The organism is Nocardia thailandica NBRC 100428 (assembly GCF_000308795.1).
GTDB lineage: Bacteria > Actinomycetota > Actinomycetes > Mycobacteriales > Mycobacteriaceae > Nocardia > Nocardia thailandica.
Genome location: NZ_BAGK01000038.1, coordinates 57,178 through 80,465, shown reverse-complemented (window position 1 = coordinate 80,465; position 23,288 = coordinate 57,178). Strand labels below are relative to the sequence as shown.

The following is a 23,288-nucleotide window of genomic DNA, read 5'->3' as shown; positions in this document are numbered from 1 at the left end:
CGCTACGGCGTCGGCGGCGCGGGCGGCGGGCGCCTCGCCCGCGGTGCGCCCAGCCCGGACCCCTTCGAGGGGGCCGTCGGCGTGCGCGCCCGCGAGCGGTTCGTGCGCGCCCGCCCGGATCTCGGCATCGGCACGGACGGTACGGGCGTCGTCCGGTGTCGGCCCGTGTTCGCCGTCCGGCCGGGCGCGGGCGTCGTCCCGGCCCGAGGGCGTGTCGTCCGGTCCGGGGCGCGCGGCGGGTCCGTCCTCCCCGCCGAGCGCACGCCGTCACCGTCGACGTGGCGGGGACCATCGGGACGAGTGGCGGCACCGTCCCCGCCCGGGCGCACGCCGTCACCCTCGGCACGCTGGGGACCGTCGGGCCCGTCGGCCGGCCGCACGCCGTCGCCGTCGACGCCGAGCGCACCATCCGGGCGCGCGGCGGGTCCGTCCCCGGTGGACCGCACGCGGTCACCGTCGGCACTCGGGGAACCGTCGGGCCGAGCGCCGACCGTGCGCTCACCGTCGACGCCGAGCGCAGCATCCGGGCGCGCGGCCGGTCCGTCCGTACCCGCGACTCCCGCGCGGACTTCCGGATCGCCGGCACGGACGGAGTCGCCCGGCGCGCGGTCGCCCTTCGTCTCGCCGCCGGGCAGGCGGTTGTCCGCGCCTGCCGCGCGGGTGCCGTCCTGGGCGGCGGCGCGGGGTCCGTCGGCGCGGACCTCCGGCCCACCCGGCCGGGCGGGCGCACCGCCCTGCGACGGCGCCTGCGCGGAGTTCTGGGGCGCGGCGGCGTTCTGGGGCGCCTGCCCGGAGTTCGCGGGCGGCGCACCGGCCTGCGTATGGGTGGGTCCGCCGGCCTGCGCCGGCGCTCCCGACTGGGCGGGACCGGCGGTCTGCGCGGGTCCCGACGCGGGGGCGCCCGCCGCCGTCGCCGGTGGCGCGCCCGCCGCCGTCGTGAGCGGCGCCGCGCCGTTCTGGGCCGTGTCGCGCGACTGGGCGACCGGTTCGCCGCCGGACGCGGCATCGGTCCTGGTGTTCTCGACGGTGCCGGTCGGCGTGTCCTCGGCGACGCCGGCGCGTGGCGCGTCGTGCTGGGTCGCGCCGGAATCGGCCTGCGCGGCAGGCGCTTCGGCCTGGGCGCGCGGCCCGCTGTCGTGCCTGCCGCCGCTGCCGTCGCCCGCGGCGGTGTCGCCGCCCGCCGCCTCCGGCCTGGCTTCCTGCCGGGTCGGCGCCGGCCCGCCGCCGTCTCCGGTCGCCTGGCGCTCGCCCGAATCGTGGTGATCGGTGCGGCTTTCGGGGTCGCCCGCCATGGTGTCGCCCTGCGCCTCGGGGGCGTCGGTCGAGCCCGCGGGCCGCACCTTCTGTCCCTCGGCGTCCCCGGCCCGGTTCTCGCCGCCGCCGTCGCCCGACCCCGCCTCGCCCGCGCCGGTGCGGCTGCGGTCGCCCTGGTTCGCGCCCGCCCCGTCGCCGTCGCCCTCGCCGGGGCGGCCGGTCGACCCGTCGCCCGCCCCGGTGTTCGCGCCCGAGTTCTGGCCGAAGGTGCCGAGATTCGCGTCCGGGCCGAGCGTTTCGGCGATGCGGGTGCTCAGGTTCGGGCGCTCGAACAGGCCCGGCTTCATGGACTGCCACGCGTTGGTCGCCGCGCCCTTGTTCAGCCCCGACAGAGCGCCGTTGCTCGCGCCCGCGCTCCACATGAGCGGGTCACCGGCCGCGGTCTTGAGGTTGTTCCACGCCTTGTCGAGGCCGACCGTGGCGGCGTCGTAGCCGAACTGGCCGAGCATGCCGCCGCCCGCGCCGACCAGGCCCGCGCCGACGCCGGTGATCGCGTTGCGCAGCCACGGCTTCATCGAGTTGCCGAGCTTGTTGCCCAGCCAGTGCCCGAACGGGCCCGCCGCGGCGCCGCCCGCGGCGGAACTGATGGCGGTCGCCTTGACCTGGTTCCAGTCGATCTCCTTGCGGTGGCCCTGGTCCTTCTGCCACTGCTGGATGCCGAGTTCCTGCAGGGTACCGAGGACCGTGTCGATGGCCACGTGCCGGGCGAGGAACTTCACCAGGCGGGTGGCGGCGGCCTTGGCGACGTTGCGCAGGATCGCCGCGATGACCCGCCCGGTGAGCACCCGGGCCGCGATCCGGGTCGCGCCGATCGCCGCCGCCTCGACCGCGGGCGCGGTCGGCGGGAAGATCCACGCCGCGGCGATCTCCGCCGCCAGCAACAGCAGCGACGAATAGAACATGAGCTTGGTGTATTCGATCTCGGTACCGGTCTGATAGACCGAGTCCCCGACCTGATCGAACAGGGTGGCCAGCTTCTGGATCGACTGGTCCTTGTCGCCGCCGTCGCCGCGCGCCAGCGATTCGAAGGCCTTGAGCATGTCCTCGACGCCCTCGCCCTGCGGGTACGCCTTGTGCGCGGCCGCTTTGGCGGCATCGATGTCGTCGATGATCGCCCGCAGACCGTCGGCGGCGGTGTGCCAGTCGCCGGCCATGCCCCACATGCCGTCCTCGTCGCCTTCCGGCCACTCCATGCCGGCGAGGATCGAGAGCCAGTGCAGCCCGGACGGCAACTCCATCGACATGTGACGCTCAGATCACCGATTCGCCGCGGTCACCGCGCGGGGTCGACGCGCGCAGCGCAGCCGGGAGACCGGCGCGAGACACGGCCGGGATGAGCAGGGCGGCAACGAGGTCCGGCCTCCACACCATCAGCACCCCGTCCCTCCACCGTGATCCCGTCGAGCACACCACAACTCGTTCGCGTACGCAACAGAATCACACCCGAGTGCGAATGCCGCGTAACGACAACGTGAATGCGGGCCGTCACGGTCGCGGGTTCCCCGCTTCGTCCCACCGGTAGCCGGCCACCAGCTCGCCCTCGGGCGAGAAATAGTCCTCGCCGACGACCTGTCCCCCGGGCGCGAAGGACACCCACGCGCCGATCCGGCCCGCCGGCCCGCGCACACCCAGCAGCTTCGGGGCGCCGTCGGGCCACGTCTCCCGGTGGACGGTCGACTCCCGCGGGCCGCCGCGCCACTCGGCGGTCACCGCGCCCGACGCGTCCCACGCCCGACGTTCCAGCAGTTCGGATTCCGCGTCGAACGCCTTCTCCTCGGCGAGGGCGCCGGTGGCGTACCACTCGAGGAACAGTCCCGCCGGGCGGTTGCGCCACACCAGGCCGACCGTCCGGCGCGGCCCGTCGGCGAACCAGGTGCGTTGCGGGCCCGCGTAGTACCCGTCGCGGTGGCTCTGCACCGCGACGATCGGCGCGCGGGGGTCGGGACCGGCGCGCTCGATCACCTGGCCGGTCAGCGGCTCGTCGTCGAGGAACCAGCGGCTGCCGTCCTGAAGCCAGCTCACCCGCGCGTCGTCCTCGCGCACGGCCTCGGCATCGATCCCGCGCTCGGCCCGCTCGACATCGGTGTCCTCGAGCACCTCGCCCGACTCCGACCAGCGCGTGCGCCACCGCAGTCGGCCCTGCCAGGAGTAGAGCTCGCGCCGCGCGAGCGTGCCGTCCGGGTGCCAGGCCTGCCACTCGTCGAACGGCCGTCCCTCGACGTACGTGCGCTCCTCGGCGCGGCGGCCGTCGAGGAAGTAGAACACCTCGGTGCTGCGCAACCCGTCGCGGAAGGCGGCGATCTCGCCGATCCCGCCCTCGCTGTCGAGGGTGTACACGCTGCCGTTCAGCGGCTCTCCCCGGTAGTAGGCCAGCCCGTCCGGCCCCTCCCGATCCAGCTCGGGGTCGGCCGAGTCCACGAAGTCGGCGTCGGTTCCGGCACCGTCGTCACTCATCGACACACCTCTTCCGGGTTTGTTCGCTCGTCGTCCGCGTCATCGTCTCCGTGGCCATCCTTCCGGCCCGGCCACGCGCCGACGCGACCCGGGATCCGGATCACCAGCTCGAATCGGTCGCCGCGCTGCCCGTGTCCCTGGCCACCGCGCCGTCGGAGAAGCTGTCCTGGCGCGTCGTCGGCGGGTTCAGCGGGGCGTCGACCTTGCCAGGCATGCGGAGCTCGGGCATGCCCTCGATCAGGTCCGAGAGCTTCGGCAGCCGGGCGCGGGTGGCCTGGAACGGGCTCATGAGCTCGGCGAGCTGGCGGGCCACGTCGTCGGCCGCGAGCTGCGCGGCCTCGGTGACCGCCTTGGCGATCTCCGGGTAGGTCAGGTCCTCGATGTCGGCGCCGAACTTGGTCTCGATGATCTTGTTGTCGGCGTTCACCGTCACAGTGACGCGTTTGCGGACGGTGGACTTGCCGACGATGTCGGCCCGCTCGCGCTGGATCCGTTCCACCTGCCGGAACTGCTCCTGCACGGTCTCCATGATCTCGTAGAGATCGGACTTGGCCCGCTCGTTCACCATCGCGCTACTCGCCCGCCCCTTGCGACGCTGTCGCCATCGCCTCGTTCCTCCACCGGATCAACCGAGCACATCACAAGTCCTTCGCGTACGCAACAGACTGACACCCGCGGGCGAATCGGGCGTGACGACAGGGTGAATGGTCGCTGCCGCCCCGCGCACGGACGCCCCCGCGCTTGACGACTCGGTGAGCCCTGCGAAAGATCTGAGTCACGACCACGATCGACGGAGGGGCGCGCACGATGGAACTGAAGCCGGTGGCGATGTACCGGGAGATGTACAGCGACCGGTACCAGGACCTGCCGTCACTGCGCACCGCCGACGCGGGCGTCGTCGAGGAGGACCGGGACCGGATCCTCGACTACATGTACAACGTCCCCGCCGTCTTCGACGTCATGGGCTCGGTTCCGGACCTGCTCGCCGAGGGCGAGTGGATCTCCGGCGGGTCCTCCCTGTACTCCGACGGCGTCTGGATCTGGCGGGAGGATTCGATGCGGTACGTGGCCGCGGGCGCGGTGGGACTGCCCGCGGACTTCGTGGCCCATGTCCGCGCCGGCGACTATCGCCCGGCGGGTTTCGACACCCGTGACCCGGAATTCGATGCCGCCTTCATGGCCTACTTCTGAGGAGACGACCGCATGACCGAATGGCAGACCACCCCCGCGCCCGAGGTGGCCGCGCTGGCCACGCGGTTGCGGGACCTGGACTGGTCCTGGCAGCTCGCCGACGCGCCGCGTCTGGCGGCCGAGTTCGGCTGGCGGGTCGTCTCCGAACGGCCCGGCTGGGTGATGCTCGATACCGGGTTCGGGACGGGCAGCGGCACGATCTTCGCCGACGACGGCCGGGTCGAGCGGATCGAGATCCGGGTGACCGGCTACGCCGAGGACACCGAGGCGGGCCGGACGCTGGTGCGTGACGCGTCGGCAGAGCTGGAGGAGGCGATCGAGGGCGCGCTCGGCGCACCGACCGCCCGGGTGGTGGACGATCCCGTCCAGATCCGCTGGGCCGGAGCCGGGGCCACGCTGGTCCAGGCGCGCCAGGAACTGTCGGTGTGGCTGTGGCTGGTCACCAACGAGGCCCTCGCGGCCGACGATCGCGACGCCGAGGTCGACGTGCAGGGCCTGCTGTGACCGCCTGGGACACCTTCGCGGCCGACCTGGCCGCCGAACTGCTCGAGCTGCCCGACACCGCGACGCTGATCATCGTGGAACCCCGCCCCGCGGGGCAGCGACGCTACGTGCAGTTCTACAAGGACGTTGACGTGCTGGCGGCCCAGCTGGTGAGCGACAAGTACCTGGAGGAGGCCGCCCGCGCGGACGAAACGGGCAGGCAGGCGATCGTCCGCGCCGGCTGGCAGCCCCCCGACGCCGACAGCAGCTTCCTGTGGTGGGCGGATTTCGACGCCCCCGTCTCCCTGGCCGAATACGACCGGGCCGCGGCGCTTTCCGTGGCCGGGCTCCGCGACGGCTACGGGATCGCCGACCCGCACGGCCTGGTCTACGACGCCTGGATCGCCGGCTCCGCCGACCGGCGCCTCGACCTCCCCCGACTCGGCCTCCCCCACCAACGCACCACCTGACCCGGCGGCGCGCCCCGGCCCGGCGGGTTCTGCGGCGAGCGACGACGGCCCGACGGCCCGCCGTCTAGGTCATGCCGTCCCGGTTGCCGCGTTCCATCTTCTCGATGGCGACCGCGCTGTCGATCTGGCCTTCGGCGAACTTGCCCATGGTCTCGGCCATGGTGCGGCCGTTCTCGGTGACGTTGTCGCGGGAGGCCTTGTAGCCGTCGTTGCCGCCGGGGCCGTTGTAGAAGCTGTTGCCGAGTTTGTCGCTGCCCCAGACGTTCCCGCGGCCGCCGATGGCGCCGTTGAGCGTGTTCAGGACGGAATTGATCTTGTTCTGGACGCCGGTCGATTTGCCCGCCGCGGCGCGGAAGAGGTCGGCATCGTATTCGAAGGTCATGGCGGTCCCTCCACTGCTGGTGTGTTCGAGCACACCACAACTCGTTCGCCTGCGCAACAGACTCGCAGACCGCGGATACCCGTCGGTGACCCGGACATGAACGGCGCGTGCACGGTTCGACTCAGAGCCGCGCTTCCCAGTGCGCCTCGACCCGCGCCATCATCCGCGCGATGGACTTGTCGACGGTGGCGATCAGCACATCCCGGTTCATCGGTACGGCGGTCGGGGAATCCGAGGGCAGTTCGATCACATAGCGGCCGTCGTCGGGCAGGTCCCGCCAGACCAGGATGTCGCGCTGCATGCCCCGCGATCCGAACATCGACTGGTTCTGCAGGATGTTGATGGTGCCGGTGCGGTCGGCGGGCGTCTCGAAGAACTCCGCGTTGGTCCGCGCGACCGAGGTATCGGCGTCCTCGAAGAACATCGACGACCGCGGCCGCGACTCCTCCGCCTCCTCGTGCCCGCCCGCCGCGAGCGGCAGCACGCCGCGCTGTCCCGCGCCGACCGCGGGCATCAGATCGACGACGGCCTCGGCGAGCCCGTGCGGGCCGCAGTCCTCGATCACGAAACCGCCGCTGTGTGCGGGTGTCTCACCGGGCAACTGGTAGATCAGGTAGCCGTTGGCACCCGCCCGGGCCGCCCTCGCCTTCAGCCAGCGCTGCGCGTCGCCGCGTTCCCGGTCGTTCCAGCCGCGCAGGCGCAGGTAGACGTCGGGACGTTCGAGGACCTCGAGCACCGAGCGCAGCGCCGGATCCATGGTGGCCTGCAGGTGGTTCCACGCCTCGTACTGCGCCTGCTCGAAATCGGCCATCGCGATGATCGTCGACTGGAAGCTCAGCGGACGCGGCAGGCTGCCGCCGATCACCCGCTTCCACAGGACGTAGAACTCGATGTCGGTCAGTTCCCACCGGGCGCTCACGCGGTCGCCTCGGGACGCGCGTGGGTCAAGGAGGTCTCGTCGACCGTTTCGACCGTCCGGACGGGTATCGGCGCCGCCTGTTCCGGCTGCGCGGCGGCGACCAGGCCGGTCAGCGGCTCGCCCGTGCCTTCCAGACCGGACAGGATGTTGGAGAAGTCGGGCAGCGAGGCGCGTGGGAACAGATCCGCGCCGGCCGTGGACTCGGCCTCCGCCGACCCCGCGACGGCCGGGTCGGCGTGCTCGACCTCGAGGCCGAGCAGCTCGGCGATCGGCTCCAGCGAGGGGTTGGCGGCGATCAGCGCCGAGACCTCCGGCGACTGCCCGAGCAGTTCGGCCAGGTCCGGGTACTGCTCGAGCACCGCACTCAGCTGCGACAGGTCGGGCATCGCCGAGCTGACACCGGACGAGACCTGCTGCAGAGCGCTCTGCAGTGCCGTCTGCAGGCTCGGCAGGGCCTGCGACAGCGTCGACGCCGCGGATGACACCGCCGACACCAGCGAGGACAGCATGTCGCTGCCCGAACCGGATCCCGAGGAGCCGCTGCCGCTGACCGAACCCGCGCTCGTCCCCTTCGTGCCCGAGGTGCCGGTGCTGCCGGTCCCCGTGCTCCCGGTCCCCGTGGTCCCGGTTCCGGTGCTGCCCGCACCGGTCTTCCCGGAACCGGTCGGCGAGGACGCCTGCTGCAGGGCCGCCTGGGCCGCCTGGCCCGCGGCGGAGATCTGCGGCTGAGTCTGCTGGCCGGTCTGCTGCCCGCCTCCCGTCTGCTGGCCGCCACCGGTCTGCTGGCCGCCACCGGTCTGCTGGCCGCCACCGGTCTGCTGACCGCCGGTGTCCTTGGCCGGGTCTCTGGCAGGGTCCTTGGCCGGATCTTTCGCCGGTTCGCCGACCGGGCCCTTCGGCGCGGCGGGCACGGCGGCCGTGGGGAACGCCTTCTCGGTGTTGCTCACGCCGTCGACATAGTGCTTCTTGTAGAGCTCACGCACCTCTTCGACATCGTCGCCACACTCCTCCTCCGCGCGGATCGGCATGCAGGAGTTCGTCGCGTACAGCCAGTCGGCGGTGTATTGCAGCACGTTCTGCATCGTCTTGAAGCCGTCGGAGAGCTCCATCATCGAACCGGCGAACGTGTTGATCGCGGCCATGGCCGAGTCGCCGCCCTGGCTCTCCCACACCGTGGTGGTGATCTTCTCCAGCGCCCGGTTCAGGTCCCAGGCCGCGGTGTGGGTCTGCGCGGCCATGGCGCCCCACGTCGGCGAGTCCTCGGTGAGCTCGGTCCAGCCGATCCGGAAGCCGAGGTTGTAGAGGTCGTTCCAGCTCATGCTCGACGGTTCGCGCACCGGCATCGGGACCTGCACGCCCTCGGGCTTGGCCTTCGAGTCCTTGTGCTCCGGCATCTTCGCGACGTCGATGTCGTCGTTGTGATAGACGATGATCTTGCCGTCGCGATGGGTGATGTCCTCGTGCGCCGGGTGGTAGCTGCCCGCCTGCTTGATCGCGCCGGACAGGTCACGACCGCTGCCGGTCGGATCCGAGGAGACGCCGTTGAGCTCGGTCTTCTTGGTCTTGAGCGCCGCGATGTCGTCGGCGGAGAGGTTGTCGGCGCCGGTGTACTTGTCACCGGCGTCCTTGAACAGGTCGATCAGGTCGTGCAAGGCGGTGATGAACTGGCCGACCGACTCCTTGGCCTGGTTGGCCTCGTCGATGAAGCGATCGTGCAGCGGCGGCCCGGCGAGAACCTCGCTCCCGCCGAGCTTGGATTCGGTGAAGACGTTCAGCTGGCCCGAATTCAGCAGGGTCTGACAGCCCTTGAGCACGTCGAGCGCACTGGCGCAGGCCTTCGCCGCCTCGAGCGCGGCGCCGGTCTCGACCCGGACCTTCGCCTTGCTCGCCAATCCGGCATACGGAGAATCCTTACCCACGCCACCCGCTCCTCGATACTCTCCCCCGGCGGCCCTCGCCGACAGTCCGGAACGGTGGAAGCTTAGCCAGAACAACGGGTTATGCCCAGCCCCAGCACTTTCCGTAAACCGGCATTTTCCGCGACGGTCACCTGGGCGGCAGGCGGCGATCTGTGACAGACTCGACCGAAGCGCACACGGCCGGTAGCGGCCACGCAGGAACGATGGGGCCCGGGAGTTGACGTCGCGATGGAGTTGCTCACGATGACCGATCTGAGCGGACTCGAACGCCGGGTCGCGGCCGATCGCAGCGCCGCGGCGCGCAGCCAGGCCGCCACCGATTATCTGCGGTTGGCGGGGGCGCTCACCGAACTGGCGCAGGCCCTGCTCGCCACGCGCGAGGCGGACGGCCGCGACCGCACCGCCGAGGCGCTCGAACCGGCCCAGGAGGCCGTGGCGATCCGGTTGCACTGGCTGGTGGGCGGTTTCAACGACTCCCAGTACGCGGGCAGGCTCAACGAGGCGCTTCGGCTGTTCGAGCAGGCCACGCGCGCGCTCGGACACCGGCAGCTGGCCACCAACACCATCCGCAGCGCCTGCCATGCCTATCGGCAGGTGGCCCAGGACTATCCGGAGGTCGCGGCGATGTGCGCCGACGGCCTGTCCAAGTGCGGCGTGTGGCTGATGCGGCTCGACCACGACGCGGCCGTGGCCGCCAGCGAGGACGCCGTCCGGATCCGGGCCGCGCTCTACGCCCGTGACCATCAGCAGCCGGGCAAATACCTGGCGAGCCTGAGCACGCTGCTGCGCACCCTGATGGTCGGCCGGTCCCGCAAGCAGGCGATCGCGAGCTATCGCGCCCTGTACGCGCAGATCACCACCTCCGAGAGCACGGCCAAGCTGCGCGAGACCTCCATCGAGGTCCTCGATCTCACCAACAAGACGATCCAGGCGCTGACCAAGCTCGGCGCCCCCACGCTGGAACGCGCGGGCCGGCTGACCCAGCACCAGATCCTGTACCAGTCGGGCGGCGACCTGGCCACGATCGACGAGATCAACTGGCGCCTCGCGCTGGTCGGGCTCAAGCCCCTCGCGGCGGGCGCCATGCCCGAGCCCCCGTCACGCCCGGTGGAGCTCTCGGCCACCTACGGCGCGCTGGCCGTGCGCTGCTCGGCGCCGGACGCGCTGAGCCAGGTGCGGGCCGCGATCGTCGCCGCCTACGCCCGTGACGGCGCGAAGCCGGTGCCGTCCTCGGCCTTCGGCGGCGTCAGCGAAGCGCATTGGGGCACCCGCGAACCCGAGACCAACCCGTCGACCGTCCTCGGCGAGGACGTGGTGCTGGTCGAACAGTCTTCGGGCAGCTGGATTTCGGTGAAGAGCCTGAACTGGGAGATCGGCGGCCTGGCCGCCCACCCGCTGGCGCAGCGTCTTTCGGAGAAGTGGCCGGTCATCACGGTCGCGACGGTGGAGAACATCTCCTACGAGCTGTGTGTCTACGACAACGGCGTGGCCACCCAGTACGCGGCCCTCGGCAGGCCGAGCGGCCAGGCGCCGCTCGACGCGCCGCTCGCCCCGCTGGACTTCGCCACCCTGGCCGACTACGGCGCCGACTACGCCTCCGAGACCCAGGTCAGGGCCGCCTTCGGCAACGCGCCCATGTTCGCCAAGATCACCCAGCTGCCCGGCAGCGGCATCCGGCAGGCGGCCAAGGCCCGCGCGCTCACCGAATACGGCGAGGACGTGCTGTTCTTCGGGAAGAGCGAGCCCGCACCGGGCGAGTGACGGCGGCGCTCGGCCCCGTGGTCGCTCTGCCGTGCGCCCGGTCACCCCGAACGACCGTCGGCCGGATGAACCCGGCATCATCGAGAGCGTGCGTATCGTGCTGCAGCGGGTGTCCCGCGCCCAGGTGAGCGTCGACGGGGAGGTCGTCGGGCGGATCGAGGCGGCCGAGGGCGGCGCGCCGCACGGGCTGCTCGCCCTGGTCGGTGTCACCCACGACGACACCGAGGCGACCGCGAAGGCGCTGGCCGACAAGACCTGGCGCCTGCGGATTCTCGACGGGCAGCGCTCGGCGGCCGACCTGGACGCGCCGATCCTGGTGGTCAGCCAGTTCACCCTCTACGCCGACACGAACAAGGGCCGCCGCCCGTCCTGGAACGCGGCCGCCCCCGGCCCGGTCGCCGAACCCCTGGTCGACGCCTACGCACAGGCACTCACAGAGCTCGGGGCGACGGTGGCGACCGGAAGGTTCGGCGCGCACATGCACGTGGACCTGGTCAACGACGGACCGGTCACCATCCTCCTGGAGGGATGACCTCACAACCCGAGATGCACCCGCAGCACCCGATCCACCTCGGCCATCGTCGCCGCGGGAACTCTGCCTATGGTTCGCCGGACCCGGCTGATGGACACCGACCTGATCTGTTCGGTCTGAACCTTCGATGCCGTACGCAGACCAGCGTCCTCGATCAGCACTTGGAACGAGTACACCCGATCGACGTTGCTCGTCACGGGAAGAACGGAGATCACCCCTCGTCCCTGCCGCTCCGCCGAACGATTGGCGCCATCGTTGCTGACCACGATCGCGGGACGAACCTTGTTCGCCTCGTCCGGCCGCGCCGGATCGAACTCGATGAGCAGGATGTCACCCCGCCGCATCAGGCGAGACCATCGGACGAGGCAGGTGCCCAGATCTCCTCTTCACCCGACGATTCCCATTCATCCCAGGCCGCCGTGTATTCGTCTTCGAGTGCCCGTTCCCGCAGCAACTGGATCGCACGATGAACGGCAGCCGACCGCCCGGGCAGGCCGGCCCGGCACACTTCATGGTCGAGGACCTTCAGGTCGTCTTCCGAAAGGCTCACGCTCAGCTTCATACCCTTTATGCTACCAAGGTAGGAAACCCGGTAGGAATACCTCGAGCGGAACCGGACTACTCCGGGCGCAGGGTGAGGATGCGGGGGCCGTTCTCGGTGACGGCGACGGTGTGCTCCCAGTGGGCGGCGCGGGACCCGTCGGTGGTGACGACGGTCCAGTCGTCGTCGAGGGTGCGGGTCTCGGTGGTGCCGAGGGTGAGCATCGGCTCGATGGCCAGCACGGAACCGACGACGAGGCGCGGGCCCTTGCCGGGAGCGCCCTCGTTGGGGAGGAAAGGGTCCATGTGCATCTCGCGGCCGATGGCGTGACCGCCGTAGCCGTCGACGATGCCGTAGGCGCGGCCGTGCTTCTCCTCGGCCGCGCGGGTGCCCAGCTCGATGGCGTGCGAGACGTCGGTCAGCCGGTTGCCGGGCAGCATGGCGGCGATGCCGGCCTCCATGGAGAGCTGGGTCGCCTCGCTGAGCAGGCGGTCGGCCTCGATGATCGGGCCGACGCCGAAGGTCCAGGCGGAATCGCCGTGCCAGCCGTCGAGGATGGCGCCGCAGTCGATCGAGACCAGGTCGCCCTCGACGAGCAGTTCGCTCGCCGAGGGGATGCCGTGCACGACCCGGTCGTTCACCGAAGAGCAGATCGAGCCGGGGAAACCGTGGTAGCCCTTGAAGGACGGCACGGCGCCCGCGTCGCGGATGGTCGCCTCGGCCACCTGATCCAGCTCGAGCGTGGACACGCCGGGCTTGGCGGCGGCGCGGACCGCCACGAGCGCCCGGCCGACGACCGCGCCGGCCGCCGCCATGGCGTCCAGCTCACCCGCCGTCCGGAACGGCACGACCTTCTTCTTACGGTGGAAGACCATCCGGCCTCGTCAGCTCCGTTCGGGATTACTTGCCGAGCGCCTTCAGCGCCCGGGCGTTGACGTCCTCGACCTCGCCGATGCCGTCGACCGTCACGACCAGACCGTCGTAGTAGGCGAGCAGCGGCTCGGTCTCCTCGCGGTACACGCGTAGGCGGTTGCGGATCACGGCCTCGGTGTCGTCGCCGCGGCCGCGCGCGAGCATGCGCTCGACGACGGTGTCCTCGGCGACCTCGAAGCAGAGCACGGCGTCGAGCGCCAGGCCCTGGTTCTCCAGGATCTTCTTCAGGGCGTCACCCTGGTCGACGGTCCGGGGGTACCCGTCGAGGACGAAGCCGTTGGCCGCGTCGGGCTCGGCGACCCGCGCCTCGACCATGCGGTTGGTCACGTCGCTTGGCACGAGGTCACCGGCGTCCATGTACTTCTGCGCCTCGCGGCCCAGAGCGGTCTGCTGGCTGATGTTCGCGCGGAACAGGTCTCCGGTGGAGATGTGCGGAACGCCCAGCTTTTCCGACAGCAGGACGGCCTGAGTACCCTTGCCGGCACCCGGCGGACCGAGCAGAACAACTCTCACTTGAGGAACCCTTCGTAATTTCGATTCATCAGCTGGCTTTCGATCTGCTTCACAGTGTCGAGGCCGACGCTGACCATGATGAGCACCGCGGTTCCGCCGAACGGCAGGTTCTGCGCACCGCTGTTACCCATGTCGAGGAACAGGTTGGGCAGCACCGCGACCAGACCCAGGTAGATCGATCCGGGCAGGGTGATGCGGCTCAGCACGAACTGCAGGTAGTCCGCGGTCGGCTTACCGGGGCGGTAGCCCGGGATGAAGCCGCCGAACTTCTTCATCTCGTCCGCGCGCTCCTCCGGGTTGAAGGTGATCGCGACGTAGAAGTAGGTGAAGAACACGATCAGACCGAAGTAGATCGCGATGTAGACCGGGTTACCCGGGTTGACCAGGTATTTCTGGATGATCTCCTGCCACCAGCTCGGGTCCGTCGCGGTGTTGGAACCGGTCAGCTGAGCGATGAGGTTGGGCAGGTAGAGCAGCGAGGACGCGAAGATCACCGGGATGACACCGGCCTGGTTGACCTTCAGCGGCAGATAGGTGGAGGAGCCGCCGTACATCTTCCGGCCGACCTGGCGCTTGGCGTAGGTGACCGGGATCCGGCGCTGGCCCTGCTCGACGAAGATGACCGCGGCGATGATGATCAGCGCGGCGACGATCACCACGCCGAAGATCAGCCCGCCGCGGCTGTCGAGGATGTTCTTCCCCTCCATGGGGATGCGGGCCGCGATGCCCGCGAAGATGAGCAGCGACATGCCGTTGCCGACACCGCGCTCGGTGATCTGCTCGCCGAACCACATGACCAGTGCGGCGCCGGCGGTCATGACCAGCACGATGATGATCATGTCGAAGATGCCGGACTCGGCGAGGATGGGCTTCTGGCAGCCCTGCAGCAGCTGGCCGCGAGCCGCGAGCGCGACGAGACCGGTGGCCTGCAGGATCGCCAGCGCGATCGACAGGTATCGGGTGTACTGCGTCATCTTGGCCTGGCCTGCCTGGCCTTCTTTGCGCAGTTCCTCGAAACGCGGGATGACGACGGTCAGCAGCTGGATGATGATGCTCGCCGTGATGTACGGCATGATGCCGATCGCGAACACCGAGAGCTGCAGCAGCGCGCCGCCGGAGAAGAGGTTGATGAGCTGGTAGATACCGGCGTTGTCACCACCGGAGACCAGCTTGACGCAGTCCTGGACCGCGCGATAGTCGACGCCGGGGGACGGCAGCGCGGCACCGAGCCGGTACAGCGCGATCAACCCCAGCGTGAAGAGAATCTTCCGCCGTAAGTCCGGAGTCCGGAAGGCCGATACGAAGGCGGAAAGCACAGATCCTCCTGGCGAACGACATGGTCATGCCATGCGGCTAGACGTCAGCCCATGACGAGTCTTGGCAGACAACAACTGAACTCTAACAGTGGCACCGGACGAGGGATCACTCGTCCGGTGCCGACTGCAGTCGAGATTACCGTCAGGCCAGTTCGGTGACAGTGCCACCGGCGGCGGTGATCTTCTCCTTGGCGGAGCCGGTCACCTTGTCGGCGGTCACCTGCACCGCCACGCCGATCTCACCGTCGCCGAGCACCTTGACCAGCTGGTTCTTGCGAACCGCGCCGGCCGCCACGAGCTCGGCCTTGCCGACCTCGCCACCGGCGGGGAACAGCTCGGCGATGCGGCCCACGTTCACAACCTGGTACTCCACGCGGAAGCGGTTGGTGAAGCCCTTCAGCTTCGGCAGGCGCATGTGCAGCGGCATCTGGCCACCCTCGAACGCCGGGGAGACGTTCTTGCGGGCCTTGGTGCCCTTGGTACCACGACCGGCGGTCTTGCCCTTGGAGCCCTCACCGCGACCCACACGGGTCTTCTCGGTCTTGGAGCCCGGGGCGGGCCGCAGGTGGTGAATCTTGATGGTCATGTCGTCAGACCTCCTCAACGGTCACGAGGTGGCGCACGACGTTGATCAGACCGCGGTTCTGAGCGTTGTCCTCGCGGACCACGCTCTGGCGGATCTTGCGCAGGCCGAGCGTGCGAAGGCTCTCCCGCTGGTTCGCCTTGGCGCCGATCGAGCTCTTGATCTGGGTCACCTTGAGATCAGCCATGGTCAGGCTCCCTGTCCTGCACGCGCACGCAGCATGCCCGCGGGGGCGACGTCCTCGATCGGCAGACCGCGGCGCGCGGCAACCTCTTCGGGGCGCTGGAGCTGCTTGAGCGCGGCAACCGTCGCGTGCACGACGTTGATCGCGTTGTCGCTACCGAGCGACTTGGCCAGAATGTCGTGAATGCCCGCGCATTCGAGCACGGCACGCGCCGCACCACCGGCGATCACACCGGTACCGGGCGAGGCCGGACGCAGCATGACCACACCGGCCGCCGCCTCACCCTGGACGGGGTGAGTGATGGTCGAGCCGATCATCGGGACGCGGAAGAAGCCCTTGCGAGCCTCCTCGACACCCTTCTGGATGGCCGCGGGAACTTCCTTGGCCTTGCCGTAGCCGACGCCGACCAGGCCGTTGCCGTCACCGACGATCACGAGGGCGGTGAAGCTGAAGCGACGACCACCCTTCACGACCTTGGAGACGCGGTTGATCGCGACCACGCGCTCGAGCTGGTTCTTCTCGGCAGCGTTGTCCCGACGGTCGCCACCACCGCGACGGTCGTTGCCGCCCCGGCGGTTGTCGCGGCCCTCGGGGCCGTTGCTGTTCTGTCCGGCGGGTCCGTTGCCGCCGTCACGCCGCTGACGTCCCGGCATCAGACGTTCCCTTCTTCGATGTGGCAGATAACAGGCTGCGTCTTCATCAGAACTTCAGCCCGCTTTCACGAGCGGCATCGGCCAGCGCCGCGATCCGGCCGTGGTAGTCGTGACCACCACGGTCGAACACGACCGTCTCGATACCGGCGGCCTTGGCACGCTCGGCGATCAGCTGACCGACCTTGGCACCCTTGGCCGACTTGTCGCCGTCCAGCGCGCGCACGTCGGCCTCGATCGAGGACGCGGCGGCGATGGTCTTGCCGACCGAGTCGTCGACCAGCTGGGCGTGCAGGTGGCGCGAGGAGCGGTTGACCACCAGGCGCGGACGCTCGGTGGTGCCGACGACCTTCTTGCGCAGACGGAAGTGACGGCGGGTCTTCGACAGACGACGCTTCGTGGAAACGTCCTTGCCCAGCGGGATCCGCTTGGCCTTCTGGTTTTCGGTTTGCGCCATGATCACTTACCCGTCTTTCCGACCTTGCGGCGAACGACCTCGCCGGCGTAGCGGATGCCCTTGCCCTTGTACGGGTCGGGCTTACGCAGTCCGTGGATGACAGCGGAGATCTGGCCGACCTTCTGCTTGTCGATACCGGACACGGAGAACTTTGTGGGCGATTCCACCGCGAAGGTGATGCCCTCGGGGGCCTCGATCGGGACCGGGTGGCTGTAGCCGAGGGCGAACTCGAGGTTCGAGCCCTTGGCGGCCACACGGTAACCGACACCGAAGATTTCCATCTTCTTCTCGTAGCCCTTGGTGACGCCCTCGATGTTGTTGGCGATCAGGGTACGGGTGAGGCCGTGCAGGGAGCGGTTGGCCCGCTCGTCGTTCGGACGCTGCACCTCGAGCTCGTTGCCCTCGCCCTTGACGACGACGATCGGCTCGGCGACGGTGTGGGTCAGCGTGCCCTTCGGGCCCTTGACGGTCACGACCTGGCCGTCGATGGTGACATCGACACCGGCGGGAATTTCGATCGGCTTCTTACCGATACGCGACATTGTCTCTGACCTCCCTTACCAGACGTAGGCGAGGACTTCGCCGCCCACGCCGGCTTTGGATGCCTGACGGTCGGTGAGCAGACCGGTCGACGTGGAGATGATCGCCACGCCGAGGCCGCCGAGGACCTTGGGCAGGTTGGTGGACTTCGCGTACACCCGCAGACCCGGCTTCGACACGCGGCGCAGGCCCTGCAGGGAGCGCTCGCGGCTGGGGCCGTACTTGAGGTCGACGATCAGGGTCTTGCCGACCTGGGCGTCCTCGGTGCGGTAATCGGCGATGTAACCCTCGCGCTTCAGGATCTCGGCGATGTTCGCCTTGAGCTTGGAGTGCGGAGCCTTCACCTGATCGTGGTACGCCGAGTTGGCGTTGCGCAGACGCGTGAGGAAGTCTGCGATCGGATCAGTCATGGTCATGGTTAGACCTGACACCTTTCTCGCTGCGGTTCCCATGCAGCACCGATGCCAGGGCATCGACCGTGGGCCTACAGCAATTCGGCTGGCCCGGCCGACACTTGCCGACCGGATGAGATCTCACTGGGAGTCCTCGGCGCCCGGGCGGTCCGAGTCCGGCACAGAACCCGAACGCGGACACAGAAGTGCCCAGGCAACCGGTCTAGTGTAGACAATGCCGTGACCAGGGCAAAATCCGGGGCTCGCCGCGCCGACCTGCGGCGACACGCCCGACCGCCGGTCAGGCGGGGACGCCCTCGCGGGACCGCGCGGTCAGGGCCACCGCCGTGGCCGAGACGCCTGTGGCGACGATCAGCATCATCTCACCGCCCACGATCCGGCCGGTCACCCCGCCGAGCAGCGCGCCCGCCGCGAACGACCCGTACTGCAGGCCGTAGCCGAGCCAGTCGCGGGCGCTCCCGCCGCTGACGTGGCGCTCGATGCCCTGCCCCAGCTTCACGACCGTGCCGGTCACGTAGCTCAGCGGCACGCTGGTCTCCCCGTTCTTCACGAACGCCGTGTTCAGCGCGCCGACGGCGAACGCGACGAACGCGATCGGCACGAAGCCGAGCCGCTGCCCGCCGGACTGGTCGAGCGCGATGTCCACCATCGAGGCAACCACCAGCGCCGCCGTCGTCACCACGGCCGCGCCGTACTGGCTGTTGTCCCACAGCCGCCTGCGCAGCAGCGAGGCGACGAACACCCCGAGCCCGAACGAGAACAGCAGGGTCGCCGCGCCCGCGGCCAGCAGATGGTCGCCGTCGAACCAGCCGAGCACGCCTCGCTCGGAATTACCGGTCATGAATGTCACGAAATAGCCGTCGGAATGCGTGTACGCGGCCGCGCCGATGAATCCGGCCAGCATCGAGAGAAACGCGACGAGCGGCATCGCGCCCGCGGGAATCCCTCGTAGCGGCGCCTTGTCGCCCGCATCACTCCTGATCAGCTCCGTGGTCGCCGTCACAATTCCACATCCTCTGTCGCCGACTGCAATTCCTCGGATCAGGGATCGTCTTCGACACCCGAATGCGCGCTTTTTCGATCACGCGATCATCCCGACGGTAGCGGCGCCCCGGAACCCCGGCCACCGATAAAAGTGGTTCTGCGAGAAATCTCAGGCACACATCACATCGCGAAACCGGCTGTTAACCGGAAGAATTCGCGACGGACATCCCCACGGTGAGCCGGCACACTCCCCCGCCCGCCCGTGACGCCCCCCACCCCGCGGACCGTGCCGTGGTTTGATGGGAACCCGTCACGATCCGGAGGGAACCGATCGGGGCCGGGACGCGTCCAACCTCTGTAGGGCGGGGAGCTGTTCGGGTTCGACCAGGTAGGGAGTGCTGTGCGAAGCGATGCGGTGAGGCGGGTGGCGGTCTGCGCCGCGGTCGGGGCGGCCGTGCTCGCCGGGTGCGGGACCACCACGGACGGATCGGCCGGGCCGACCACGACCGTGCGCGACCTGGACAAGATCGAGGTGTTCAACCCGTGCCGGGGGGCGTTGTCCGACGACGCGCTGCGGGGGGCGGGGCTGGATCCGGCGACGAAGTTGGTTACCACGGACCCGCCGAGCGGTGTCTCGGCGTGGCGGATCTGCGACTGGGCACCGTCCGACAATCGGTACGGGTCGGGGCGACGCATGGTCGGCGTCGGTTCGACGAGCCATACGCTCGACCAGGCCCGCACCAAGGAATCGGTCACCGTCCTCCGCGAAACGACCGTCAACGGCCGCCGTGGCCTGGTCTTCAAGGAGAACGCGACTCCGGACATCTGCTATGTCGGTTTCGACGCGCAGCAGGGCATGTTCGAGGTAACCGCGTCTTGGCTGAGCACCGAAGGGCCTCGGGTCGGGGATCTGTGTGAGCAGGCCGAGAAGTACGCCGTCGCACTGGAACCGCATCTGCCGAAGTAGAAGTTGGGGGGACACGACGATGACGGAAGACCAAGCCACGTACTGGCGGAACATGAAGCAGCAGGCCATCAGCGGCGAATTCAAGATCGAGGAGGACCTCGGTCAGTCCATCGCCAACGTGGTCAGCGCCTACATCACCGAACTCGAGTCGCAGAAGCTCGTGGCGAGCAAACTGGAGCATCTGACGGGATGGGGCGACCTACCCTCCGCAAAGTTGATCCGCCAGAAACTCGAGCAAAAGGCAGTCGCCGGCGGAACCGGCGGCGACTCCGCAACCAAACGCCTGGACCAGCACATCTCCATAGCCCGCGACCAGCGGGACACTTTCCTGGCCGCCATCGGCAAGCTCCAGGCCGTCGACCAGCAGACCGCGGGCGCTTTGGGCGCGAACGGGGAGGGCATCTGATGGGGTTCCTCGACTGGGGTGAGGATGTCGGCGAGTTCTTCGTGGATGTCGGCACGCTGGGTGGCTGGAAGGTCTTCAAGAACTACAACGCCTCCAGGGAGGCCGACGGGAACCGTGCCACCCTCGACGAGCAGGGCAAGCAGACCTGGCAGGGTGACCGCGACATCATCACCAGCGAGTTCTCCCGCCTGGCCGCGGGGGCGGGGCTGACCATGGACGGCAAGGCCGTGACCGCGCCCGAGGAGTTCAGCACCTGGACGCATCAGCAGATCTGGGAGGCGCTGAACGGCAAGGACGGGCAGGCCGGGGTCTCGGCGGGTGAGGTGAACGCGGGCGCGGACGCCTGGCGGCGGCTCACCACAGGCACCCAGGCCGCGGTGGACAACTACCGGACGAGTTTCGAGCGGGTGCTGTCGGAGAAGTGGTCGGGCACCTCGGGGACCGCGGCGATCGAGGCGATCAAGTCCTATACGACCGAGGCGGGGAAGCTGCCGACGGCGTTCCAGCTCGTCGCGAACGGGATCGATCACATGGAGGGCCTGCTCGGGCAGGCGAAGATCGCGATCCCGAAGCCGGAGGAGGTGTCGAGCTTCGACGAGTTCGTCGGCCACATTCCGGGCAACGGCGTGGTGAAGGCCGCCAAGCATCGCGCGAACGAGGCGCAGGCGGACGCGCAGTTGTTCATGATCGGCACCTACCAGCCGGGGTCGACCACCGTCGACAGCCACACGCCGGTGCTGCCGGTGCCGCAGAACACCGTGAGCAGTCCCAGTACCGGTCCGGGCGACGGGAACAACGGCGACGGCACCGGGAACGGAAACGGGAACGGCAGCAACAACTCCGGTGTCCCGTCGACGGCGCCGGCGGGCACCGGCGAGAACCCGGCGGCCACCACGCCGCAGTCGACCGACACCACCGACGACCCGTCCGACGACGACACCGATACCGGGGACACCGACACGAATCCGAGCAGCACCGATCCGTCGTCGACCACACCGGCCGCGACCACGCCGGACACCACCGGCACCCCGAACACGCCGGGCGACAACAAGACCGGCGGGCCGCCGGGTGCGGGGTCGCCGGGTTCCGGCACGCCCGGCGCGGGGGTCCCGGGTGCGGGAACCCCGGGCGCCGGGCGCAGCGTCGCTGCCGCGCCGGGCGCGGCAGGCGCGGCGGGCGCCGGGGCACGCACCGGGGCGGGCGCGTCGGGCGCACGCGGGATGAGCGGCATGCCGGGCATGATGGGCGGCGGCCGGGGCGCGGGCGGCAAGGACGACGAGAACGAGCACAAGACGCCGGACTACCTGGTGCAGGACCGGGAGACCGAACTGATCGGCAAGCTCCCGCCGACGCTGCCCGCGGGTGGGGTGATCGGCGGGTGAACTCGCGTGCCGGCGCGCCGGGGGGTCGCTGGGAATTCGATCCGCTCGCGTTCTCGCTCGTGCTCGAAGCGCACGGCCGCGATCGCTGGCCGTATCCGCTGAGCTGGCAACCGGAGTTCGCGGAGACGGCCGAGGTGCACCGGGGGCGGCGCAACGCGGCGGCGCGGGAGTTGCGGCGGTGGTACGACCGCGAGGTGCACGCCGCCGTCGGCGTGCTGCTGGAACCGCAGGTGCGGGTGGAGATCGAGGGCATCCACGGGCCGGGTCAGACCGAGGTCGTCCGGGTGTTCGCGGGGTTGGCCGGTGACCGCTGCGTGCTGGCGACCCAGGAACCGGGGCCGGACCGCGAGTACGGCGGACGCGTCACGCTGTCCGCGATCGACCCGGAGAGCCTGCCCGCGCGGATCGTCGCGCACCTCCCCCGCGTGCCCGGCGGGCGGACGCCGCGCTTCGAGGGTCGCCGCGCCGACCTCGACCTCCCGGTACACAGCAGGCACCCGACCCGCCTCTCGCCCGTCGAGCAGCTCCAGCGTTTCTTCCGCCGTCCCCGCGTCGGCACCGGGGAGATCACGGTGTACCCGGGATTCCAGGTCGACGCCCGGCCGAGCACCGACGGCCGCGCCTTCCTGTGGCTCGACTACCCCGACGACGGCCGGTATCTGCTCCAGCATCACGACGCCCAGGAATTCACCGTCATCCCGGGCCCGCCCGCCGAACTCCAGCACCGCATCGCGAGCCACATCGCCCTGTTCGGCAGCCGCCTGTCCCGGGCGTATTAGGCGACATCACCGGGGCCGTGTGCTCGGTCAGCGGGTGAGGCAGACCCCGGTCAGCAGCGGGCCGTACGGGTTCTCGGCGCTGCCGACGGCGACGAGCAGACCGCCGATCGGGGAGCACAGCACGTCCAGCGAGGACGAGCCGGTTCCCGCGACGGGCTGGGCGGGTGACGCGGTGGCGACGGCGGGACCCGCGGCGATCAGGGCGGCGGCGAGCGCGGCGGTGACGGCGAGAGTTCTCATGGGCGATCCTTCCGAACGAGTGACGCCGCTCAACGTATCGGCGCTCGCGTCGGGAGACACGACCCCGATTTCCGGGGGACACGACCGGCGGGTTTCCGGACGGGCCGGTCGGTCAACAAAGGAGTGGCGGCGGATCCTTCCGCCGCGTCACGAGATTCGCGAAACCGAGGAGGACCCCAGGTGCGTTCCATCAAGGCAGGCATCGTCGTCGCGGCACTGACCGTCGCCACCATCGCGGGCACGAGCACCGCGCACGCCGACGAATCCCTGCCCGGCGCCCCCGACGAGCGGATCACCGTCGACATCAACCTGCTGGGCTGCTCGATCGGCGCCGGCCTCGGCGTCGACCTCCTGCTGTCGGTCCTGGCCAAGGGCGGCGGATCGAGCACGGTCGTCGGCTCCGGCCTCGCCACCCGCCTCAAGATGGCCGGCTGCCTGCCCTGGTAGCCGGCGGCCGAGCGCCGACGTCCGCGCCGGCTTCCCCGCAGACCCGAGCGGGACGGTTCGGGTGGCGGAGCCGGCGCGCCGCGCCGCTCGACGAGGCCGGGCCGAAGGACCCGACTCAGCTGAACAGGCAGAGCAGGTCGTAGAGCGCGGGCTTCTCGACGCTGCCGGTGGCGAACAGGAGCTGGGCGACCGGCGAGCAGATCAGCTGGGTTTCCGAGGAGCCGGAGCCGCCGCCCTGGCCGGAACCGGAGCCGGCGATCGCGTCGACGGGGGCGGCCGAGGCGGTAGCGGGGGCGGCCAGCAGGGCGCAGGAGAGGGCGGTGGCGGCGGCGAGCTTCTTCGTCATCCGCATAGGGAACACCATCACAGGGCGCCCCAGTAGTGAAATCACAATATTTCACCCATGGATGCCCGACCCACAGGAAGCGCGTCCCCACCCGCGACAGCGGCCGCGCGGTATTTGTTGCCAGCGGCGGGGCGATTCGACTACGCCGACCTGTCGGCAGCCTGGCATATATGCGACAATAC

General features: G+C 69.9%; 30 protein-coding genes. 10 read left to right on the top strand and 20 right to left on the bottom strand.

Annotated elements, in window-relative coordinates; translation table 11 throughout:
• Nucleotides 1-2 precede the first annotated feature (2 nt).
• The 3 genes from ON36_RS04005 to ON36_RS03995 all read right to left on the bottom strand — a co-directional run bounded on the left by ON36_RS04005 (nucleotide 3) and on the right by ON36_RS03995 (nucleotide 4,336).
• Nucleotides 3-2,558: a WXG100-like domain-containing protein gene (locus tag ON36_RS04005; RefSeq protein ID WP_043647681.1), complete on the bottom strand. Its 2,556-nt coding sequence runs from the start codon at nucleotides 2,556-2,558 to the stop codon at nucleotides 3-5.
• 241 nt (nucleotides 2,559-2,799) lie between these two features.
• On the bottom strand, nucleotides 2,800-3,768 hold the full coding sequence (locus tag ON36_RS32505; RefSeq protein WP_157224760.1) for a toxin-antitoxin system YwqK family antitoxin: 969 nt from the start codon (nucleotides 3,766-3,768) through the stop codon (nucleotides 2,800-2,802).
• 100 nt (nucleotides 3,769-3,868) lie between these two features.
• A complete protein-coding gene (locus ON36_RS03995; protein ID WP_043647679.1) occupies nucleotides 3,869-4,336 on the bottom strand; it encodes a YbaB/EbfC family nucleoid-associated protein in 468 nt (155 codons plus the stop codon).
• Nucleotides 4,337-4,575: 239 nt separating this feature from the next.
• Between ON36_RS03995 and ON36_RS03990 the strand changes: the two genes are divergently transcribed.
• Genes ON36_RS03990 through ON36_RS03980 form a run of 3 tightly spaced genes read left to right on the top strand, consistent with a single transcriptional unit; the run spans nucleotide 4,576 to nucleotide 5,912 of the window.
• Nucleotides 4,576-4,959: a hypothetical protein gene (locus ON36_RS03990; protein ID WP_043647677.1), complete on the top strand. Its 384-nt coding sequence runs from the start codon at nucleotides 4,576-4,578 to the stop codon at nucleotides 4,957-4,959.
• A gap of 12 nt (nucleotides 4,960-4,971) precedes the next feature.
• Complete coding sequence (locus tag ON36_RS03985; protein WP_043647675.1) at nucleotides 4,972-5,463, top strand: DUF6301 family protein; 492 nt, start codon at nucleotides 4,972-4,974, stop codon at nucleotides 5,461-5,463.
• A complete protein-coding gene (locus tag ON36_RS03980; protein WP_043647673.1) occupies nucleotides 5,460-5,912 on the top strand; it encodes a TY-Chap domain-containing protein in 453 nt (150 codons plus the stop codon). The genes ON36_RS03985 and ON36_RS03980 overlap by 4 nt, the downstream gene beginning before the upstream one ends.
• A gap of 64 nt (nucleotides 5,913-5,976) precedes the next feature.
• Here ON36_RS03980 and ON36_RS03975 read toward each other — a convergent pair whose 3' ends face one another.
• From ON36_RS03975 to ON36_RS03965, 3 genes are all read right to left on the bottom strand, one after another.
• The gene (locus ON36_RS03975; protein ID WP_043647670.1) at nucleotides 5,977-6,294 is read right to left on the bottom strand and encodes a hypothetical protein; all 318 of its coding nucleotides are present in this window, start codon (nucleotides 6,292-6,294) and stop codon (nucleotides 5,977-5,979) included.
• 121 nt (nucleotides 6,295-6,415) lie between these two features.
• On the bottom strand, nucleotides 6,416-7,213 hold the full coding sequence (locus ON36_RS03970; protein WP_043647668.1) for an ESX secretion-associated protein EspG: 798 nt from the start codon (nucleotides 7,211-7,213) through the stop codon (nucleotides 6,416-6,418).
• Nucleotides 7,210-9,132 carry a hypothetical protein gene (locus ON36_RS03965; RefSeq protein ID WP_157224759.1) on the bottom strand — a complete coding sequence of 641 codons (1,923 nt, stop codon included), beginning with the start codon at nucleotides 9,130-9,132 and terminating at the stop codon, nucleotides 7,210-7,212. Before ON36_RS03965 ends, ON36_RS03970 begins: the two co-directional genes overlap by 4 nt.
• Before the next feature lie 243 nt (nucleotides 9,133-9,375).
• Here ON36_RS03965 and ON36_RS03960 point away from each other — a divergent pair, with 243 nt between their 5' ends.
• Entirely contained in the window at nucleotides 9,376-10,893 is a 1,518-nt protein-coding gene (locus ON36_RS03960; RefSeq protein ID WP_245557879.1) for a hypothetical protein, read from the top strand.
• A gap of 88 nt (nucleotides 10,894-10,981) precedes the next feature.
• Nucleotides 10,982-11,425 carry a D-aminoacyl-tRNA deacylase gene (gene dtd / locus ON36_RS03955; RefSeq protein WP_043647698.1) on the top strand — a complete coding sequence of 148 codons (444 nt, stop codon included), beginning with the start codon at nucleotides 10,982-10,984 and terminating at the stop codon, nucleotides 11,423-11,425.
• A 2-nt stretch (nucleotides 11,426-11,427) separates the two neighbouring features.
• On the opposite strand, the gene ON36_RS03950 is transcribed toward dtd, so the two are convergent.
• The 12 genes from ON36_RS03950 to ON36_RS03895 form a co-directional block, all read right to left on the bottom strand.
• Nucleotides 11,428-11,772: a type II toxin-antitoxin system PemK/MazF family toxin gene (locus ON36_RS03950; protein ID WP_174377536.1), complete on the bottom strand. Its 345-nt coding sequence runs from the start codon at nucleotides 11,770-11,772 to the stop codon at nucleotides 11,428-11,430.
• A complete protein-coding gene (locus ON36_RS03945; RefSeq protein WP_043647660.1) occupies nucleotides 11,769-11,987 on the bottom strand; it encodes a ribbon-helix-helix protein, CopG family in 219 nt (72 codons plus the stop codon). Before ON36_RS03945 ends, ON36_RS03950 begins: the two co-directional genes overlap by 4 nt.
• 56 nt (nucleotides 11,988-12,043) lie before the next feature.
• The gene (map, locus tag ON36_RS03940) at nucleotides 12,044-12,841 is read right to left on the bottom strand and encodes a type I methionyl aminopeptidase (protein WP_043647658.1); all 798 of its coding nucleotides are present in this window, start codon (nucleotides 12,839-12,841) and stop codon (nucleotides 12,044-12,046) included.
• 25 nt (nucleotides 12,842-12,866) lie between these two features.
• Nucleotides 12,867-13,412 (bottom strand): adenylate kinase, encoded by a 546-nt coding sequence (locus ON36_RS03935; RefSeq protein WP_043647656.1) that lies wholly within the window; start codon nucleotides 13,410-13,412, stop codon nucleotides 12,867-12,869.
• A complete protein-coding gene (gene secY / locus ON36_RS03930; protein ID WP_043647654.1) occupies nucleotides 13,409-14,728 on the bottom strand; it encodes a preprotein translocase subunit SecY in 1,320 nt (439 codons plus the stop codon). The genes ON36_RS03935 and secY overlap by 4 nt, the downstream gene beginning before the upstream one ends.
• Nucleotides 14,729-14,870: 142 nt before the next feature.
• Complete coding sequence (rplO, locus tag ON36_RS03925) at nucleotides 14,871-15,314, bottom strand: 50S ribosomal protein L15 (protein ID WP_043647651.1); 444 nt, start codon at nucleotides 15,312-15,314, stop codon at nucleotides 14,871-14,873.
• A gap of 4 nt (nucleotides 15,315-15,318) precedes the next feature.
• The gene (rpmD, locus tag ON36_RS03920) at nucleotides 15,319-15,498 is read right to left on the bottom strand and encodes a 50S ribosomal protein L30 (RefSeq protein ID WP_043647649.1); all 180 of its coding nucleotides are present in this window, start codon (nucleotides 15,496-15,498) and stop codon (nucleotides 15,319-15,321) included.
• Between the two features lie 2 nt (nucleotides 15,499-15,500).
• Entirely contained in the window at nucleotides 15,501-16,148 is a 648-nt protein-coding gene (gene rpsE, locus ON36_RS03915; protein WP_043647647.1) for a 30S ribosomal protein S5, read from the bottom strand.
• A 46-nt stretch (nucleotides 16,149-16,194) separates the two neighbouring features.
• Nucleotides 16,195-16,602, bottom strand: a complete 408-nt coding sequence (rplR, locus tag ON36_RS03910) for a 50S ribosomal protein L18 (protein WP_043647645.1) — start codon at nucleotides 16,600-16,602, stop codon at nucleotides 16,195-16,197.
• A 2-nt stretch (nucleotides 16,603-16,604) separates the two neighbouring features.
• Nucleotides 16,605-17,144, bottom strand: a complete 540-nt coding sequence (gene rplF / locus ON36_RS03905; protein WP_043647642.1) for a 50S ribosomal protein L6 — start codon at nucleotides 17,142-17,144, stop codon at nucleotides 16,605-16,607.
• A gap of 15 nt (nucleotides 17,145-17,159) precedes the next feature.
• Complete coding sequence (gene rpsH, locus ON36_RS03900) at nucleotides 17,160-17,558, bottom strand: 30S ribosomal protein S8 (protein WP_043647640.1); 399 nt, start codon at nucleotides 17,556-17,558, stop codon at nucleotides 17,160-17,162.
• A 277-nt stretch (nucleotides 17,559-17,835) separates the two neighbouring features.
• On the bottom strand, nucleotides 17,836-18,483 hold the full coding sequence (locus tag ON36_RS03895; protein ID WP_052313621.1) for a YoaK family protein: 648 nt from the start codon (nucleotides 18,481-18,483) through the stop codon (nucleotides 17,836-17,838).
• Between the two features lie 456 nt (nucleotides 18,484-18,939).
• Between ON36_RS03895 and ON36_RS03890 the strand changes: the two genes are divergently transcribed.
• The 4 genes from ON36_RS03890 to ON36_RS03875 are packed head-to-tail and all read left to right on the top strand — an operon-like array spanning nucleotide 18,940 to nucleotide 22,073.
• Nucleotides 18,940-19,506 carry a DUF3558 domain-containing protein gene (locus ON36_RS03890; protein WP_043647638.1) on the top strand — a complete coding sequence of 189 codons (567 nt, stop codon included), beginning with the start codon at nucleotides 18,940-18,942 and terminating at the stop codon, nucleotides 19,504-19,506.
• 52 nt (nucleotides 19,507-19,558) lie between these two features.
• Nucleotides 19,559-19,912: a hypothetical protein gene (locus ON36_RS03885; RefSeq protein ID WP_245557873.1), complete on the top strand. Its 354-nt coding sequence runs from the start codon at nucleotides 19,559-19,561 to the stop codon at nucleotides 19,910-19,912.
• A complete protein-coding gene (locus ON36_RS03880; RefSeq protein WP_052313619.1) occupies nucleotides 19,912-21,294 on the top strand; it encodes a PPE domain-containing protein in 1,383 nt (460 codons plus the stop codon). The genes ON36_RS03885 and ON36_RS03880 overlap by 1 nt, the downstream gene beginning before the upstream one ends.
• Nucleotides 21,291-22,073 carry an ESX secretion-associated protein EspG gene (locus ON36_RS03875; protein WP_052313618.1) on the top strand — a complete coding sequence of 261 codons (783 nt, stop codon included), beginning with the start codon at nucleotides 21,291-21,293 and terminating at the stop codon, nucleotides 22,071-22,073. The genes ON36_RS03880 and ON36_RS03875 overlap by 4 nt, the downstream gene beginning before the upstream one ends.
• A 27-nt stretch (nucleotides 22,074-22,100) precedes the next feature.
• Here the strand turns inward: ON36_RS03875 and ON36_RS03870 are convergent, their stop codons facing one another.
• Entirely contained in the window at nucleotides 22,101-22,313 is a 213-nt protein-coding gene (locus tag ON36_RS03870) for a hypothetical protein (RefSeq protein ID WP_043647634.1), read from the bottom strand.
• A gap of 180 nt (nucleotides 22,314-22,493) precedes the next feature.
• Between ON36_RS03870 and ON36_RS03865 the strand changes: the two genes are divergently transcribed.
• Nucleotides 22,494-22,760 carry a hypothetical protein gene (locus ON36_RS03865; RefSeq protein WP_043647632.1) on the top strand — a complete coding sequence of 89 codons (267 nt, stop codon included), beginning with the start codon at nucleotides 22,494-22,496 and terminating at the stop codon, nucleotides 22,758-22,760.
• A 115-nt stretch (nucleotides 22,761-22,875) separates the two neighbouring features.
• On the opposite strand, the gene ON36_RS03860 is transcribed toward ON36_RS03865, so the two are convergent.
• Complete coding sequence (locus ON36_RS03860) at nucleotides 22,876-23,106, bottom strand: hypothetical protein (RefSeq protein WP_043647630.1); 231 nt, start codon at nucleotides 23,104-23,106, stop codon at nucleotides 22,876-22,878.
• Nucleotides 23,107-23,288: the final 182 nt, after the last annotated feature.

Coding starts and splice junctions, on each gene's coding strand:
- ON36_RS03990 (WP_043647677.1), top strand. CDS start 4,576: ATGGAACTGAAGCCGGTGGCGATGTACCGGGAGATGTACAGCGACCGG.
- ON36_RS03975 (WP_043647670.1), bottom strand. CDS start 6,294: ATGACCTTCGAATACGATGCCGACCTCTTCCGCGCCGCGGCGGGCAAA.
- ON36_RS03860 (WP_043647630.1), bottom strand. CDS start 23,106: ATGACGAAGAAGCTCGCCGCCGCCACCGCCCTCTCCTGCGCCCTGCTG.
- ON36_RS04005 (WP_043647681.1), bottom strand. CDS start 2,558: ATGTCGATGGAGTTGCCGTCCGGGCTGCACTGGCTCTCGATCCTCGCC.
- ON36_RS03870 (WP_043647634.1), bottom strand. CDS start 22,313: ATGAGAACTCTCGCCGTCACCGCCGCGCTCGCCGCCGCCCTGATCGCC.
- ON36_RS03945 (WP_043647660.1), bottom strand. CDS start 11,987: ATGAAGCTGAGCGTGAGCCTTTCGGAAGACGACCTGAAGGTCCTCGAC.
- rplR (WP_043647645.1), bottom strand. CDS start 16,602: ATGGCGCAAACCGAAAACCAGAAGGCCAAGCGGATCCCGCTGGGCAAG.
- ON36_RS03880 (WP_052313619.1), top strand. CDS start 19,912: ATGGGGTTCCTCGACTGGGGTGAGGATGTCGGCGAGTTCTTCGTGGAT.
- rplO (WP_043647651.1), bottom strand. CDS start 15,314: ATGACCATCAAGATTCACCACCTGCGGCCCGCCCCGGGCTCCAAGACC.
- ON36_RS03995 (WP_043647679.1), bottom strand. CDS start 4,336: ATGGTGAACGAGCGGGCCAAGTCCGATCTCTACGAGATCATGGAGACC.
- ON36_RS03885 (WP_245557873.1), top strand. CDS start 19,559: ATGAAGCAGCAGGCCATCAGCGGCGAATTCAAGATCGAGGAGGACCTC.
- rpmD (WP_043647649.1), bottom strand. CDS start 15,498: ATGGCTGATCTCAAGGTGACCCAGATCAAGAGCTCGATCGGCGCCAAG.
- rplF (WP_043647642.1), bottom strand. CDS start 17,144: ATGTCGCGTATCGGTAAGAAGCCGATCGAAATTCCCGCCGGTGTCGAT.
- ON36_RS03895 (WP_052313621.1), bottom strand. CDS start 18,483: ATGCCGCTCGTCGCGTTTCTCTCGATGCTGGCCGGATTCATCGGCGCG.
- ON36_RS03985 (WP_043647675.1), top strand. CDS start 4,972: ATGACCGAATGGCAGACCACCCCCGCGCCCGAGGTGGCCGCGCTGGCC.
- rpsE (WP_043647647.1), bottom strand. CDS start 16,148: ATGCCGGGACGTCAGCGGCGTGACGGCGGCAACGGACCCGCCGGACAG.
- rpsH (WP_043647640.1), bottom strand. CDS start 17,558: ATGACCATGACTGATCCGATCGCAGACTTCCTCACGCGTCTGCGCAAC.
- map (WP_043647658.1), bottom strand. CDS start 12,841: ATGGTCTTCCACCGTAAGAAGAAGGTCGTGCCGTTCCGGACGGCGGGT.
- ON36_RS03960 (WP_245557879.1), top strand. CDS start 9,376: ATGACCGATCTGAGCGGACTCGAACGCCGGGTCGCGGCCGATCGCAGC.
- ON36_RS32505 (WP_157224760.1), bottom strand. CDS start 3,768: ATGAGTGACGACGGTGCCGGAACCGACGCCGACTTCGTGGACTCGGCC.